Origin of the sequence: Maribacter polysaccharolyticus (assembly GCF_028882255.1) — a bacterium.
Taxonomy (GTDB): Bacteria; Bacteroidota; Bacteroidia; order Flavobacteriales; family Flavobacteriaceae; genus Maribacter_A; species Maribacter_A polysaccharolyticus.
The window spans coordinates 105158-122530 of sequence record NZ_JARBUY010000003.1 but is presented as its reverse complement, the minus strand read 5'-3'; the positions used below and the strand labels follow the sequence as shown (position 1 = coordinate 122530).

Genomic DNA, 17373 nt, shown 5'->3' with positions numbered 1-17373 from the left:
GTTTTTACATGCTTTAATCGATTTTCCAACGCTCAACAGACTTCATGGCATCGGAATACATAACGCCTCAAATATCTTAAAACGTTCACCAATAAAGCCCTACAAATAAGGCGCCTATCGACAAAAAGCAGCAATACACGACAAAAAAACCTTCTTTCACAACAAAAAATATCCCAACGCCCAAAGAACGACTAGTTTCGAATACTAAATGTACTTGTGGCGATCTATGTAGACCGCTAAAATGTCAACGACCAAAGTAAATTAAGACCAACTTCAGTTTTCCAAAATGAAAATCAAAATTCAAAATATAGCTATTCCTTTATTGCTCTTTTTCGCAATTGGAGCGGTAGCACAGACATCCCCTTCTACGTCGTTGACCCAAGTATATGCCAATACCACTTCCAGAAATAACACAACCTTAAACCATAGATCGCCTGTTGTTTCCATTGAAGAACTCGCAGCATCAAAGGGTATACCCTATAGGGAAATCGCAAACTTGGATACTGAGAGTGGTTACTTTCTCATATCCGCAGTATTTTCGAAAAACCGCTATGCAAAACGCGCAGTAAAAAAATATAAAAAGCAAGGTTTTGATTCGGGACTTATCTTCAATCCTGAAGATAATAGATACTACGTCTTTCTAGACCATTATACCGATGGGCGAATGGCCATCGACGCTTGTAGTACGGACTTGGGCGGCCATTACGACCAGTCGCTTTGGATATTACATATTACCCCAGGAACCGCAGCGGAACAGACGGGCGAAATTGCTTTGGAAGAAGTAACCCATGACATGATCGAACGTTCAGAATCATCTGAAGAGGCCATGAAGGGCCATCCCGTCAACAAATCCAAATTGATTCAAAAAGCCGATAGCTATTTCAATAAAATGTGGTACGCGGAAGCGGCCAAATTATACGAACAGGCCCTGACAAAGAATGAAAATAATTACTCCCTGGAAATTCTTCAGAAGGCCGGGGATTCCTATTATTTCAATACCAATATGGAAAAGGCCTACCATTGGTACAATATTCTATACGACCGATATAAGGATGACCTTTCCCCGGAACATCTATTTAAGTACGCCCACACCTTAAAAGGTACAGGAAAATACGGTAGGGCCAAACGCTTGATGAGGCTTTATGATAGGGAAATGGACAATAGCGGACTAAAAGATGCCCAGGTTGAAGCCAATAGGGATATGAAGGAAGCCGTTTTGGACAACATCCTGAAAATGGAGCAGGTTTTTGGTGTTCAGAATTTGAAAATCAACAGTGAATATTCTGAATTTTCACCCATGTTCCACAACAATGGGCAAATCGTCTATGCCTCTTCGGTGGATACCGCCATATTCGCAACCCGAAAGTATAAATGGAACAATCAGCCTTATTTGGATCTGTATGTTGCCCAATTGAATACCGAATCACAGGAACTCACTAATGCCCATAAATTCTCAAAAACGGTCAATACCAAATACCACGAAGCTTCGGTCACCTTTTCCCCAGACCATGAAACCATGTATTTTACCCGTAATAATTACGGGAAACGGTTAAAGAGGGATAAAAAAGGGGTGAACCATTTAAAAATATACCGCTCGGTTTTGATGAATGGGGAATGGACAGAAGCGACTGAGGTGTCTTTCAACAGTGATGATTATTCCACGGGCCACCCAGCCCTGAGTCCGGATGGCAAAAAACTCTATTTTGTATCGGATATGCCGGGAAGCATCGGACAAACCGACATTTTCGTGGTCGACGTACTGGAAGGTGGTGAATTTTCAGCACCCCGTAATCTTGGGCCGGATATCAACACCGAAAGAAAGGAAATGTTCCCTTTTATCAATGAAGGGAAACTCTATTTTTCTTCTGACGGTCATGTGGGCCTTGGCGGTTTGGATGTTTTCGAAGCGGCCATTGATGAAGCAGGTGGATTTTTAGCGGTAAAGAACTTGGGGCAACCCATAAACAGCAACAAGGATGACTTTTCCTATATCGTCAATGAGGAAAATGAGATAGGATTTTTTGCCTCGAACAGAAAAGGAGGAAAAGGTGATGACGACCTTTATTCCTTTAAACGCCTAAAAGTAGAGGAGGTTCCAGAAAACCTTAATGCCATAGCCGGAACGGTGATTGATTTGGTAACCGGCGACCTAATGCCGCAAACCATGGTGACCTTATTGGATGATAACAACATCAAATTGAAAGAAATGGTCGCCGCCGATGATGGTAGCTTCCTTTTTGAGGATTTGGATGGTAATACCAAGTATATCGTCCAAACCAAGAAAGGGGATTATTTCGATGAAGCGGTGGCAGTTTCTACCAAAGAAAATGAAGTGGTCCATACCGATATCGCCATGCGGAGATTGAAGGAAATGATCGTTGTCGAGGAGGGTGTACGTAAACTGAAAACCGATAAGATTTTCTTTGACTTCGATAAATTCAATATTAAAAGTAATGCGGCCGAAGAACTTGACAAACTGGTCCAGGTCATGACTGAAAACCCAAAAATGATCATTAAGATCGAATCCCATACCGACTCTAGGGGTAAACGGGCCTATAACAAATACCTATCTGACCAACGAGCCAAATCCACAAGGGATTACATCATATCCAAGGGTATTGATGCCCATAGGATTGAAAGTGCCATAGGGTACGGAGAAGAGCGATTGATCAATGAATGTGATGGAACGGTTCGGTGTACGGAATCCGCTCACTTACTTAATCGTAGATCGGAATTCATTATCGTGGATATGTAGGTCTACCCCATTCTGAAAATTTTCCACCGTGGAGCCGTAAGGGTCCACGGTTTTTTTGTGCCATTTACAAATACACCGCATTTTAACCACCGCTTTCAACAAAATCGCCCTCTACGCACAATTAACATCTATTGTTTGTGTTGTTCTACAGAACCCATTTCAACAACAACCAAATCCAGACAGCACGAAAAACTTCGTATTGATCGAAGAAATCCGTTCGGAAGCTTTTAAGGATTTAGGTCAGGGCATTTTTACATCCTATTTTAAGGCCTTGTCCAGGTCCTTCATCCACGCTTATATCCTTATGCTTTAGGTCTTCGTATTCTGTCTTGGGTATCTTCAGGTTTTACTTTGGATCGATCCCATTCAAACCATACCCGAAGGTATTGCAAAATGAGCGCTTATACGGGCGCTTTTTTAATTCGCCGTCCCTCTGTTCGAAAATATAGAGAAAGGCAGTTCACCGTGTTTAATTGCCGTTTATGGAGTGGTTATAATCCGCCGCTTAGTATCATCCAATAAAGATGTATTTTATCCTATTTTTTTTAACCCTGAAAGAAAAATAGTGATTTTAGCAGCGTTAACAATAAAACCAATGGGCGTATGAACAAATTATTACTTTTGAAGGAGATTTATATTGAGGCATTTAAAAACTGGACCAGTATGTTTTTTAAGAAATATTTCAAGGTCTTTTCCTGGTTCTGTTTTGCATTGATAGTAATTGCGATGTATGCACTGATATATAGGGTATCAACAGGATTCAGTTTCAGTAATCTATAGGTTACCGATAAAAAATAAAAAAAGCCCCGAAGTATGACTACTTCGGGGCTTTTTGTTTCGTTGAAAAGCGGTTACTCCAAAAAGCGCAATGTTTTTATTATGGCTTCCAATTCGAACATATAATCCCGTTTTTCGGTCGAAGGTGCAAAGGTAAACCCTTCAATGACCATTTTACGATTGTGTTTCTTATCATTGACGATATAGGTTAAGAAAGGCCCTGCCATAGGGTAGTTCTTAATGTCCCACAAGCCACGGACCTCTGCCGCCTTGTTCCCTGAAATCTCAGCCGGAAAGATAGATGGCGAAAAAGCAGGTTCCGTACGCATATAGGTCTTTTTCCCGGGTACATCGGGTCCCGGTATGAACAATTCCCCAATAGAATCGCGCATACGAACGATATCCTTTACAAAGGTGGAATCAGCGGTAAAACTGTCCCATGGCATGGTATAGGCAATTAGGTTCATGGTTCCTTTTTGGATCTGTCTTTCCAACCAAACAAAATTTTCCTCGGTCTTGACCACTTTATAAACCGAAGGTATACTTAACCCGATTCCGAATTTATCCTGTAGGTCTTTTTCCTTGTTCAAGGACTTGAGAAAACGATGTTGGGCCTCATTGATCTCGAGCTGCTTAAAGGAGTTGATCATTTCCGGGGCCTTGCTTTCGATATTCGCTATGATCTCACTATCGTTATGCCCCTTGATCACCCCCACTTTTTGGGGTTGGGAATACATATCGGTTTTGATATGGGCCAAATTCAAGGTGTCTTTTTGCACATAAAGTACATTTCTACTATTGCGTACGGCACCGGAGAATACTTCCGGGGGGATCTGGGTTATTGAAAATATGGGTTCTTCCATGGTGAGTCCCAAGGAAGATGCCGCAAAATACTCCCTTACCTTATCCCCAACCTTTGATTTCCATGCCTGGTTGTCTATGACAACGATCAATGAATTATAAGCACCGATAGAACCGGGTAAATAATTCTTTTTTCCACTCTCTTTGCACGATAGGATCACAGCAAGGAAAAGGACAAAAACTAACTTAATGTACTTCATGTTTATTCGTAGTTTACGATGAGCAATTGCACAATTTCAATTTTGTGCCTGGTTTTAGATTGTTACCGCTAATACCGTTCCATTCTCGTAAATTTTCGATACTAATTCCCGGATGTTTTCTTGAAATGGTCCAAAGCGAGTCGCCACTTTTCACAGTATGTATTTTTGATGCCGGCAAATTGGCCGTATTCGTCGCAACTTGCGTGCTTTTGGATGCCGGATTGGAGGCCACCACAGGATTTCTACTGAAAATGGTGAGTCGTTGGCCGACCCTAAGGTCATTGCTCCTTAAACCGTTCCAACGTTTGATCTGGCTTACCCCAACACCATAGCGTTCCGCGATTTTACCCAGGTAATCCCCACTTTTGACTTTATAACGTATGCGGTCATCCGCTTTTACCAACTGTGGCAATGGGGATTCCTTACTTTTGAATTCTTCCTTTACATGGGCATATATGGCCTCTTCGTTTGCAACGAACTTACCCATTTCCACAATGGGCAACCTCAGCGTATATTCCTTTCCTTCGACAACGGGAATGATGTTCAATTTGTAGGAGGGGTTCAAAACCTTCAATTCATCGACACCGATTCCGACCATTTCAGAAATCTGGTCGAAGGTAATCAGGCTTTTCACCACAACGGTATCCGTTTCAAAATAGTTGCGTTCTACTTTTTTTCCTTTTATTCCGTGTTCCTCGGCATATTCGAGCAAATACATGGTGGCCAAAAAGGCAGGCACATAACCCGCTGTTTCCCGTGGAAGGTTCCTACGGATGTTCCAATAATTCGTATAGCCCCCAGATCTGCGAATGGCTTTGTTCACATTACCGGGTCCTGAGTTGTATGCCGCTAGTGCCAAATCCCAGTCGCCGAAAACACCATAAAGCTTGGATAAGTATTTACAGGCCGCTTCGGTAGATTTAATCGGGTCGCTACGTTCATCGACATAACTGTTTACATCCAATTGGTACATTTTACCCGTGCTGTACATAAACTGCCACAATCCTGTAGCTCCCACCCGTGATCTTGCCTTGGGATTCAATGCGGATTCCACAATGGCCAGATATTTCATTTCTAGTGGAATGTCATATTTGTCCAATTGTTCTTCGAACATGGGAAAATAAAACTGGCTTACCGTCAACATCCGCTCTATAAGTCCACGCTTACGGACCAAAAATGATTTGATGACATTTTCCAAGGATGGATTATAGGTCACATTGAAAGGTGTTTTTTGGTTCAACCTTTCCAAGCGCAGTTTTAAGGTGTCGGTATCGAGACTGCTATCAACGACTTGGGTGGTATCGACCTCCAGGTCGGTGACCATTTCGTACATCTCGTCAAAGCGCGCTGCATTCCCATACAGTTCCTTCATCCAAAGACTATCGTATTTTGAAACGATATCGAGGTCTTTTAGATCATAGGTTTTTTTGTCCCCCACCATAACGATCGGTAAGGAGTTAACGTTGATTTCCCCCAAAGCCCCGGTCTTCTCCGTTTTATCAACACCTTTTAAATCGTTAGTGGCAAGCGTATCCAAGAGGACAACCTTCACGGCATCACCTTGGGGTTGTTCTTTCGTTGCATCATTCACATCTTGGCCAACGGCCGAAGTATGCGCATAAAGCGACAGGACAATACTTAAAAGCCAAAATTTATATGAATGCATAGGAAATCCTTTAGTTATCGGGAACTAACGAAAATCGTATTTTTTTTTGAAAGAATGAAATTTTAAACCTTAAAGTATGGATTGTATCCTCCTGTCCCGTTTATCGATAACGCCCTTACCCTTCCAATATTGCAGCGATTCCGGGCAAAGTTTTTCCTTCCAAACTTTCTAACATCGCACCGCCACCGGTAGATACGTAACTTACCTTATCCTGGAAACCGAATTGTTTTACCGCGGCAACGGAATCCCCTCCACCTACAAGGGAAAATGCGCCTTTTTGGGTTGCTTCATCGATAAAGTTACCGACGCTGATGGTGCCTTTGGCAAAACTTTCCATCTCAAAAACCCCAATAGGACCGTTCCATAATATGGTCTTGCTTTCCAAGATGACTTTCTTGAAATTCTCCAAGGTTTTAGGTCCGGCATCCAAACCTTGCCAACCCGATGGGATTTTATCCACATCGATGATCTGTGTTTCGGCATCATTGCTGAAATCATTCGCGGCAATAACATCTACCGGAAGGTGTACTTGGACATTTTTGGCCTTGGCCTGTTCCAAGATGCTCAACGCAAGATCCATTTTATCATCCTCACAAATGGAATCCCCGATCGTACCCCCTTGGGCCTTAATGAAGGTATAGGTCATACCACCACCGATAATCAAGTGATCTACCTTGTCAAGTATGTTCTCAATAATGGTGATTTTCGAAGACACCTTTGCGCCGCCAAGGATCGCCAAAACCGGTTTTTCCCCGGTGCGCATTACTTTTTCTATCGATTTTATCTCTTTGGCCAATAAATATCCGAAACATTTTTGGCCTGGGAAGAATTGGGCTACGATCGTGGTCGATGCGTGGGCCCTATGTGCGGTACCAAAGGCATCGTTCACATAGACATCGCCCAATTTGGACAATTTCTCGGCAAAGTCCACATCGCCCGCTGTCTCCTCATTGTAAAAACGCAAATTTTCCAATAAAAGCACTTCCCCTTCCTTAAGCTCCGCAACTGCTTCTTCAGCTTTTGGCCCTATACAATCATCAACGAACTTAATTTGAACCCCGATGATCTCGGAAACCTTGGCACAAATATGCTTTAAGGACATGTCCGCATTACGTTGCCCTTTGGGCCTCCCCATATGGCTCATTAAAACAGCACTACCGCCATCTTCCAATACTTTGATGATCGTTGGCTTTGCAGCTTCGATCCTATTTGTGTCGGTTACATTGAATTCCCCATCCAAGGGTACGTTGAAATCAACCCGAATCAATGCCTTTTTCTGCTTAAAATTAAAATCGTCAATCGTCGTCATAGTAGTATGCTTTAATAGTGTGCTTTTAAACGAATGGCAAAGGTAAAGATTTATAAGGTTCTTAGAAAAAATAGGACTCCATAATTTGAGGTGTTTCCACACATTTATTTACTTGGGCAAAAAAACTATCTTTGAACCATGCTGTTTAAGGAAATTTTAGGGCTTACGCATATCAAAAAACATTTGGCACTGAGTGCCGATGCCGGACGTATACCCCATGCACAACTTTTCGTGGGACCTGAAGGTTCGGGGACCCTTCCCATGGCCTTGGCCTATGCCCAATATATTATCTGTAACAATCAGAACGGCGAAAACAACGGGGATAACCAGGCCTGTAACATGAAATGTGATTCGCTTTCGCATCCCGATTTGCATTTTGCATTCCCGGTTGCCAATTCCGATAAGGTAAAAAGTCACGCCGTTAGCAACCATTATATGGAGGAATGGCGGCAATTTGTCAAGGAACAGCCCTATGGAAACCTTTTTGATTGGTACCGCTTGATCGGCATTGTGAAGAAACAGGGGCAGATAGGGGTGGATGAAGCCTATGATATCGTTAAAAAATTATCGCTTAAATCCTATGAGGGAGGGTATAAGGTGATGTTGATATGGATGGCGGAAGAAATGAATACCGCTGCGGCCAACAAGCTTTTGAAATTGATTGAGGAACCGCCGGAAAAAACCGTATTCCTTTTGATCGCCGAAAATGACGATCAAATCCTGCAGACCATTAAATCGCGATGTCAGATCCTACAGTTCCCACCCTTGGCCGAAGCTGCCATTGCCAAAGGACTTGAAAACCGTGGGTTGGTTCGTGAAGAAGCCCAAAGATTGGCACTTGAGGCCGATGGTAATTTTAACCGGGCGCTCGATTTAATGAATAAGGATTCGGAGGATTTGGTTTTTGAAAAATGGTTCGTACAGTGGGTGCGTAGTGCCTTTAAGGCAAGGGGCAATAAAGCGGTGATCAATGAATTGATCCTTTGGGCCGAAGAGGTGGCAAAGACCGGTAGGGAAACCCAAAAGAAATTTCTGCATTATTGCATTGCGGTCATGCGCCAAGCCATGCTCATTAATTTTAATGTAAAGGATTTGGCCTTTATGCGAATGCATGTAGATGGATTCAAGATGGAAAAATTCGCCCCTTTTGTGCATGAAAACAATATTATAACCATCGTTTCCGAATTGGAAGATGCCATTTATCATATTGAACGTAACGGAAATGCCAAGATCATTTTTACCGACCTCTCGATCAAATTGACCCGTTTATTGCATACCAAGGCATCCCCTATTCAAAATCAACCTTAAACAACAGCGCTATGGAGTTTATTATCGCCAATAGTACGGAACTACTTCTTTTATTATTCCTGATCATCACTTTTCTGCAGAGCGGATGGGATAAATTAACGGATTGGACCGGTAATTTGGCTTGGTTAAAGGGACATTTTGAAAAGACCCCTTTAAAGAACAGCGTACCGCTACTGTTGGGGGTCGTGTTGATTCTTGAGATTTTGGCGGCCATTTTATGCACTATAAGCGTTGTTCAAATACTTGGCACGGGCAAAAGTTCCTTTGCGATGTACGGTGCAGCCGTATCCTGTATTGTTTTATTGATGCTCCTTTTTGGCCAACGTGTGGCCAAAGACTATGATGGGGCAAGGACCATTGCCATTTATTTTATCCCTGCCATTTTCTTGGTTTACTTGCTTCAGGCCTAAAATGAAAGAACCCCGACGGTGAGGTCGGGGTTCTGAATACACATTTCGAGGAATGCTTATTTCTTGTATTTGTCGTTTAGCAGTTTTAGGATTTCCGCAGTAAGATCGTTTGTCTCCTTTCCATATAACACACTACCCCCGTCGCCTCCACCGAGGATATAGGCATACGAATTGGCTTCGCCATAGGCTTTGATCTCCCTTTTGACTTTTTTGACCAAACTATCCATTTCGGTTTGCCCGGCCATTTGCAATTGTTGCTCTTCCTGTTGCAACTGTTGACCTATGAATTGGCCTTTTTGCTGCATAACCCCGTATTCTTCCTGGGCCTTTTGTTGTGACATTTTTTGGGCCTTTACCTGAAAAGCTTGCGCCTCTATTTGAAAGGCCTGGCTTATACTATCTTTCTTTTTGCCGAAAGTTTCCAATTTGGTTTTGTATTTGGCTTCGACATCCACCCTTTCCTTATAGTCTTCCATCAACTTGACGTTATCTACAAATCCGATTTTCTCTTGTTGGCAAGATACCATGACCAATACTACAGCGGCCAATACTAATTTTTTCATTTTTTATGTTTTAGATTCCTGTTTTGGTAAAAGTTCACCTTTACGAATTGGGCAAAAATAGGAAAGCTTTTTAGAACTTTTACTTTTATTGTACTATTTGTGTCGGGATACAAAATCGGCACATCAAAATAAAATTCGGGGCCCAAAACACCCCAACCAACAACCATCAATAGTTTCTATGGCCTTTTATTGTTTGGATTGTTATTTTCTATTGTAATTGGGATGTTTTGATTTGTTTTAACCGCTCAATTCAAAATTTAATATACATACTTCCATTCTTCGGTAAATCTATCCTTAAAACGCCTTAAAATGCGTTTTAGGCTCTTTTTAGGATGTAAATGTGTGAAGAATACTCCTTGCTGCGGAAAGCTTTTAGATTTGACCACAGCCCTACCAGAAATGCCCTAATATAATTTTGGCGTCCCGTCTTATATTGCTCGGACAAAATAGAGACATAGAACGAATCAAAAATCAATGGTTTAATGGTTTCGACTCTCATTCCTTCTGCGGCAAAAAGTTTTTCAATGGCCACTTTGGAAAAATGCCATAGGTGCCTGGGAACATCATATGCCGCCCAATACCTACCATAAAATGAAGCATCGTATGACTTGAAATTAGGTACGGCCACCACAAGGGTTCCCTTCTCGGATAGTAACGAAACCAATTTTTTGATTTGGTCCTCCAGATCGGGAAGATGTTCCAAAACATGCCATAGGGTGATGACCTCATATTTTGTGCCGCATATTTTTTCAAAATCGTCATAAAGCGCAATACCTTTTTCCGACGCCCTTTTCCGTGCTTCCTTATTCGGTTCCACTCCATCCACTTTCCAGTTTTCACTTTGGGCCTTTAATAAAAAATCGCCCGTACCGGCCCCGACATCCAAAAGCGTTTTTTCTTTCCCGGCATATTTGGAAACCAAACGCTCCTTTTTACCTAGACTATACTTTTTTACTTTTTGATAGAGTTTATCGATCACCGTTTTATTGGCATCGGTGTGCGAAATGTAGTTTTCACTCAAATAATATTTGGCCAAATCGACGGGTTTGGGTTTCGTTGACAACATCTCCAAAACATCATCGTACACCAATTCAAAATTTTCCCCCGTTACGGAATGGTCCTTGATCTTTAAATACGGCTTCATTGTTAATCTGACAAAATAAAATTTATTCCAAGGGGCCTAAGGTACTCCAAAACTACTTCTTCTGAAAGCACTCTTCTCCCCATCCTTTATTTTAAACCCCTAATTACATTTTGTAACCAAGCTTACTATCGCACCCGGACAAACCAAAAAACAGAACAGGTTTCCATTACACAAATCAACGCAGGCCAAATGTGAAAAAGCCCAGTCAACATTCAAAGTCGTAAAAACAGCCCTAGCGTTCAAAACAAAAAAGCGCTTTTCTGCTATTTGGAAAATTGGACACCACAAAACCTATGCTCCATTATCCTTATAGAAATCCATACTAAAAATGGTAGGTTGCCTTTTGATTTACCACTAACGGTTATCCAGTGGTGGGGGACACCATAATGATCCTGTCTAATGGATATTCATCGTACACATTACGCCAACAATGAAAAAACGAAGCTATAAGAAAGCAAGGGTAAACAGCTCCCTGAATCAATCTTCCTAAACATTCCGTAATACCGGCCCTAGGCAAAATCCGCCCCCGAAGTCCAAGGTGATTATTCATTTCCGCCAGCCATAAAACATCCCCGACTTTCATTGTTCCACGTGGAACAATTAGCGATCTATCTACCCATATAAACCAAAAGCACACTAATGTCCGAAGGGGAAACCCCACTGATCCGCGATGCTTGGGAAATGGTTACCGGACGAATGGATTTTAGTTTTTCCCGTGCTTCGAACGAGAGGGACTTTAGCTTTGAATAATCGAAATTATCCGGAATTTTAATATTTTCAAGCCGTTGTAATTTATCCGCATTATTCTTTTCCTTTTGGATATAACCCGCATATTTGATCTGTATTTCGGCTTGTTCCATTTCTTCCCTTCCCAGGTTATTTTCCAAAACGAAATCAGCCACAGGGGCCAATTTCAACATATGATCCATGGTAACATTAGGACGCGAAAAAGCCTTGAACATTTTATCCGATTGTTTTACCAATGCTGAATCCACACTTTTCAATATCGGATTTATATCTTCCGGTTGCACACTGGTAGTTTTAAAAAAGGTCACAAAATCACTCGATTTTTTTTCTTTTTCTTCCATTCGCCTTAAGCGCTCTTCTGACGCCAAGCCAATGGCATACCCTTTAGGGGTTAATCGTAAGTCGGCATTATCCTGCCGAAGAAGTGTCCGATATTCGGCCCGCGATGTAAACATCCTATATGGTTCTTCGGTGCCTTTAGTGATAAGATCATCTATTAAAACACCAATGTAGGCTTCATCCCTTTTCAATATGAAGGGTTCTTGCCCATTGATTTTTAAATGCGCATTTATACCTGCCATTAAACCTTGTGAAGCCGCTTCCTCGTATCCCGTCGTACCATTGATCTGTCCGGCGAAATATAAGTTCTCCACCAATTTGGTTTCCAATGTATGCTTCAATTGTGTCGGTGGAAAATAATCGTATTCTATGGCATATCCCGGTCTAAAGAATTTCACTTTTTCAAAACCCCTAACAGATCTTAATGCCTTAAATTGGACATCCTCGGGCAAGGAAGTTGAAAAACCATTAACATAAACTTCAACGGTATCCCAACCTTCAGGTTCCACAAATAATTGATGGCTATCCTTATCTGCAAAACGATTGATTTTATCCTCTATAGAGGGACAATATCTGGGACCGATACTTTTGATCCTACCGTTGAACATCGGAGATCTATCGAACCCTTCCCGCAAAAGATTATGTACCTCGGCACTGGTATGGCTCATATAACAATCCCGTTGTTCTTTTAAGACCGGCGTATCCAAATAAGAGAATTTCTCAGGTATGGGATCTCCCGGTTGAACGATCATTTTGGAATAATCCAAAGAGCGTCCATCGACACGTGGCGGAGTACCCGTTTTCATTCTTCCACTTTCAAAACCCAAAGCAGTCAGCTGTTCGGTAATGCCAGTTACGGCCTTTTCACCGGCTCTGCCCCCACCAAATTGTTTTTCCCCTATATGGATCAATCCATTTAAAAAAGTGCCATTGGTCAATACCACAGACCTGCCTTTTATATCGATACCCAAGGAGGTCCTCACTCCGACAACCTTGTTCCCGTCAATCAACAATCCCTGTACCATCTCTTGATAGAAATCGACATTCGGGGTACGTTCCAAAGCCAAACGCCATTCCTCGGCAAAACGCATACGGTCACTTTGTGCTCTAGGACTCCACATGGCAGGCCCCTTGGATTTATTCAACATCTTAAATTGAATGGCCGACTTATCGGTAATAATACCGGAATAACCACCAATGGCATCGATCTCCCTAACGATTTGTCCTTTGGCAATGCCACCCATGGCCGGATTACAAGACATCTGTCCTATGGTCTGTAGGTTCATGGTCGCCAACAAGGTTTTTGAGCCCATATTGGCCGCCGCCGCCGCAGCTTCCGCCCCAGCATGCCCACCTCCAACTACTATTACATCATATACTTCTCCAAACATAATCTTATGATTGTTCCACGTGGAACATATTTATCTTTTCCTCTTCCTTTTTCCTCATTAGTACAATATCGGATTCGTTTTTATCATTGAATCCCATTAAGTGCAATAACCCGTGGGCCATTACCCTTAGTAATTCAATTTTAAAATCGATATTTAACATGTCGGCATTTTCACGGACTCTTTCTATGGATATAAATATATCCCCACTTAAGACCCTATTATCGGTATAATCAAAAGTGATGATATCGGTAAGCGTATCATGATCCAAATATTTTTTGTTGATCTCCAACAAATAGTTGTCATCGCAAAATATATAATTCAAATCACCTAAATCATATTCCTCCGATTCCAACACCTTACCGATCCATTGGATGTAGCGTATTTCATTCTCCAAACGAAATGCATCCTCGTAAAAAAATTCAATCATACTGCTCAAAATAATCCCTTATCAATATTTGATAATTTTGGCGCAAAGGTAATGCTTGTCGATTTAAAATTTCGATATTGTTTTTATACTCCTCCAAAAAAGATGGTTTGGATAACAGTGGGTTTTGAAAATCCCTTTCATTCGAATTACTTTTGCGCTCTTCTTTCTTCCCTTTGGTCAAACTTGCATTCTCTAACTTTAAAAGCTCATGTTCAATAAAATTGACTTTATCGATGGTTCTTTGGGTTATGCCATTTTCCAATAGATCATTTTCGAAATCCTCCATTTGCTTTATTAATTTCTCTCCCAATTTCCTTCCATCGGTATCAATCATATCCTGAAGTTGCTTTTCCAACTCCTGTCGCAATAGCTGTTGCTCCTTATAGATCTCATAGATCTCCCTTAAATCATCCTCATTACCAGTAGGCCCTTTACCGGACCCTTCTCTTCCTTCTTGACCTTTGGAACCATTTTTCTGGCCTTGTTTATCGCCTTTGGAACTATTGTTCCCATCTTTCCCTTCATTGCCCTCGCCTTGTTCACCGGATTTGCCTTCCGGTTTATTGCCTTTACCTTCTGCCTGGGCTCCAGGGGAATTCCCCTTACTGCCCATCTTATCCTTAATTTCCCCTTGTCCCTTGATAATATCAGGCAATTGGAATCCTTTTTCACCATCCCCACTTCCTTTACCTGATTGCAAACTTTGTTGCATATTGTCCAGAATATTCGCTAAAAAATCCGCCAAGGAATTACTCGCATTCAACACATATTTTTGATAAGATACTCCTTGGTATATTATGTTGTCGGCAATGCTTTCCAAAGATTTATCAATATTATAATAAACCTCCCCAATTTGTTCATTTACAAATTCCGCTAATTCAGCGCGTCGTAAGGACAATGAAAAAAGACTATCATCGACATGCTCAAAAAGTCTTCTTAATTCATTCTGTTCCTTAACCGTCTTCGAAAAATTAGTAATATCATAATCGGATACCTCAAGTTCATCGAGTAATTTTTCCTGCTTAAAAGAAAATATCACCAAATTATCCAGGATCTGACGTAACATCTCAGCGTCTTCGGTAATGGCCGATCCATCTGAGGCCCCCATACTCGAATTACCCAATTCTTCGGCCATTTTCTTCATTTTGTTTGCTGCCGCCTTTTGCTTGGATTTGATTTTATCCTCCATTGATTGTTTTTCCCCTTCGGAAAACTCCCCTTGATCCTCGATGGACTTCTGCAATTCCCCTAGCACTTCTTTTTGATCGTTTTTAATGCCCTTTTCCTTATTGGCATCGATTTCCAAACGCAAAGGCTTTTGTAAAGCATCATTATCTTTCATTAATTCCTTCAATTCATCGGCAAGACCCTCAAACTCATTTTTCAATGTTTCCTGCTCCTTTTTTATCGATTTTTCCTCCGGTACATCATCCGCCAACTTTTCCTGTTTTTCGGCTAATTTTTCAAGTTCATTGGCCAATTGCGCCGCTTTTTCCGTCACGTAATACCTTTTGGTAAGCTCTACCAGCTGTTCCAGGTTACGCTTGCTGCTTTGTTGTTTCTTTCCAAGATCCTCCAAACGCTTGCTTAATTCTTCCTTATCTATTTTATCGGCAATCTTATTCAGCTCTTCCAATAATATCTGATTCTTTCTTGCCTCCAATTCCTGACGTTCCAAACGTTCCTGCAATAACTTGTTCAACTCCTTATCACCTTCCTGTTTTTGAAGATTGTCCTGCAACTGCTTACTGAATTTTTGCATTTGTTCTTCCTGGACCTCCTGCTTTTGTAAAAAACTTTTAATCTGATTTTGGTCATTAAAATTCAACTCCTTCTTTTCTTTTTGATTTTTATTGAGTTCTTTTAGCACCTTTTCCTGTGCATTCAACTTTTCCAATGAACGATCCATGATATTGATAATATCCTCCTGCGCCTTTAATTCCCTTTTATGTACCTCGTCCTTATCCAATATCCTATTGGAGAAAACCCGACTTTTGGTTGATTTCCCACCCCGAATACCGTCGTTATCGATACTCCTAAAATAAAACTCATACTCCACGCCCTCTTCTACATCCAAGCCTGATGGAAACGTATAATAAAACTTTTCAAAATTAACTTTTGGGTTGCCAAGAACGATTACCTCTTTATTATCGGGATTTCCTTTTTTATAATAAACCAGTTCGATGACTTCCAAACCATGATCATCGGATGTCTCACCAATAAAATAAGACGTATTGGCCCGCAGGGTATCCAAAACCTGTTCTACCTTGATCGTGGGATAGGCATCCTTTATAATTTTTATCTGATAATTTAGTTTTTCATAATCCTCAAGCCGAGAATTGGAGGCCGTAATTTGATACTCCAAAGAATTATACAGGGTTTTTGACAAATGAAAAAAGTCAGTTTCCTTAGAAAAACCTTCCACCGTATCCTTATCGATATAATCAATTCGTTCTGCATTATTGCCCTTAACGCTCCATGTAATTTTGGTACCTTCAGGCACAATGGCATTCCCCGTACTTTTTAAGGTTTGATTCGTCAAATTCAAATAGGCAGGATAGCTGAATTCAATTTCAATATCTTCTATACTGGGTGTTTTTATTACCTCCAAATGATATTCTTCGGATCTAACTTGTTCGGCAAAAAATTGGAAATAGGTATCTTCCAAAGGTGCCGTGAATGTATAAGAAAATTCATTGCCTGATTTTTGCAACATCAAGTCCTTACCGTTAACCCTAATAAATACAACGTCTGGACGTACATTACCCTCGGTAGTGACTAGAATCGTATACGATTTATCCTGTAACACGTTTAGCTCCTTATTCATCAGTTTAAAGTGAAAAGGGGCCGGTGGTGCATACGCTAAATCATAATTCTTCAATCTATCATAAGAATTCCAAAAAGAACCGAAGTTTCCGGAAACCAACAGTACACCTACTATGGCTACGGGAATCAATAAATACCTAAAATACCCATAACTCTCCCTAAACGTCACCGCTTTGGTAAAGGGGACGGGATTTAGTTCCTTGGATCGTTGAGCGATACTAGCCCTTAATAATTCCGATTGGTATTTATCTTCGGACAAATCGAGCAGATTACATAATTTATCGCTAACTTCAGGAAAATGTTTCCCTATTAATTGGGAGGCCTCCTTATTGGTGATTCCCTTCTTAACTTTGAACAAATACAATACCGGTACCAGAATGAATTTATAGAAAAGTACCATTGTTAGAAGGACAAAAAAGAAAAACAATACCATTCTGGCCGTAGTACCCAACCAAAGAAAATATTCAATTCCCAAAATGGCCAAAAAAACCAATATCCCTATAACCAAGAAAATCAACAGTCCCTTGATCAGGACCTTTGTATAATACTTCCTGGTAAATTGATTTAATTTATCTAATATGTCATTAAAAGCATCCAAATTGCACCTTATTTTCATACCAAGATAATCGATATCTCCAATTTCTACCTCA

12 protein-coding genes are annotated in these 17373 nt (G+C 41.1%); 4 read left to right on the top strand and 8 right to left on the bottom strand.

From position 1 onward, the window contains the following. The first annotated feature begins 286 nt into the window (after positions 1 to 286). Together PHU20_RS10125 and PHU20_RS10120 are read left to right on the top strand one after the other, a co-directional pair. Positions 287 to 2755: an OmpA family protein gene (locus PHU20_RS10125; protein WP_274825253.1), complete on the top strand. Its 2469-nt coding sequence runs from the start codon at positions 287 to 289 to the stop codon at positions 2753 to 2755. Positions 2756 to 3358: 603 nt separating this feature from the next. Next, positions 3359 to 3535 (top strand): DUF6747 family protein, encoded by a 177-nt coding sequence (locus tag PHU20_RS10120; protein ID WP_274825252.1) that lies wholly within the window; start codon positions 3359 to 3361, stop codon positions 3533 to 3535. 71 nt (positions 3536 to 3606) lie between these two features. Here PHU20_RS10120 and PHU20_RS10115 read toward each other — a convergent pair whose 3' ends face one another. The 3 genes from PHU20_RS10115 to PHU20_RS10105 form a co-directional block, all read right to left on the bottom strand. Further along, the gene (locus PHU20_RS10115; RefSeq protein WP_274825251.1) at positions 3607 to 4593 is read right to left on the bottom strand and encodes a DUF4837 family protein; all 987 of its coding nucleotides are present in this window, start codon (positions 4591 to 4593) and stop codon (positions 3607 to 3609) included. 13 nt (positions 4594 to 4606) lie between these two features. Further along, a complete protein-coding gene (locus tag PHU20_RS10110; RefSeq protein ID WP_274825250.1) occupies positions 4607 to 6259 on the bottom strand; it encodes a LysM peptidoglycan-binding domain-containing protein in 1653 nt (550 codons plus the stop codon). 115 nt (positions 6260 to 6374) lie between these two features. Beyond that, positions 6375 to 7568 (bottom strand): phosphoglycerate kinase, encoded by a 1194-nt coding sequence (locus tag PHU20_RS10105; protein ID WP_274825249.1) that lies wholly within the window; start codon positions 7566 to 7568, stop codon positions 6375 to 6377. Positions 7569 to 7706: 138 nt separating this feature from the next. On the opposite strand from PHU20_RS10105, the gene PHU20_RS10100 reads away from it, so the two are divergent. Both PHU20_RS10100 and PHU20_RS10095 read left to right on the top strand, forming a co-directional pair. Next, positions 7707 to 8876 carry a DNA polymerase III subunit gene (locus tag PHU20_RS10100; RefSeq protein ID WP_274825248.1) on the top strand — a complete coding sequence of 390 codons (1170 nt, stop codon included), beginning with the start codon at positions 7707 to 7709 and terminating at the stop codon, positions 8874 to 8876. Between the two features lie 11 nt (positions 8877 to 8887). Continuing rightward, complete coding sequence (locus tag PHU20_RS10095) at positions 8888 to 9286, top strand: DoxX family protein (protein WP_274825247.1); 399 nt, start codon at positions 8888 to 8890, stop codon at positions 9284 to 9286. Between the two features lie 56 nt (positions 9287 to 9342). Here PHU20_RS10095 and PHU20_RS10090 read toward each other — a convergent pair whose 3' ends face one another. The 5 genes from PHU20_RS10090 to PHU20_RS10070 form a co-directional block, all read right to left on the bottom strand. Continuing rightward, on the bottom strand, positions 9343 to 9849 hold the full coding sequence (locus PHU20_RS10090; protein ID WP_274825246.1) for an OmpH/Skp family outer membrane protein: 507 nt from the start codon (positions 9847 to 9849) through the stop codon (positions 9343 to 9345). A 316-nt stretch (positions 9850 to 10165) separates the two neighbouring features. Then, on the bottom strand, positions 10166 to 10993 hold the full coding sequence (locus PHU20_RS10085; RefSeq protein ID WP_274825245.1) for a class I SAM-dependent methyltransferase: 828 nt from the start codon (positions 10991 to 10993) through the stop codon (positions 10166 to 10168). Between the two features lie 608 nt (positions 10994 to 11601). Next, positions 11602 to 13470, bottom strand: a complete 1869-nt coding sequence (mnmG, locus tag PHU20_RS10080; protein WP_274825244.1) for a tRNA uridine-5-carboxymethylaminomethyl(34) synthesis enzyme MnmG — start codon at positions 13468 to 13470, stop codon at positions 11602 to 11604. A 4-nt stretch (positions 13471 to 13474) separates the two neighbouring features. Continuing rightward, the gene (gene ybeY / locus PHU20_RS10075; RefSeq protein WP_274825243.1) at positions 13475 to 13897 is read right to left on the bottom strand and encodes an rRNA maturation RNase YbeY; all 423 of its coding nucleotides are present in this window, start codon (positions 13895 to 13897) and stop codon (positions 13475 to 13477) included. Continuing rightward, the gene (locus PHU20_RS10070) at positions 13890 to 17339 is read right to left on the bottom strand and encodes a DUF4175 family protein (RefSeq protein ID WP_274825242.1); all 3450 of its coding nucleotides are present in this window, start codon (positions 17337 to 17339) and stop codon (positions 13890 to 13892) included. The genes ybeY and PHU20_RS10070 overlap by 8 nt, the downstream gene beginning before the upstream one ends. Between the last annotated feature and the right edge of the window lie 34 nt (positions 17340 to 17373).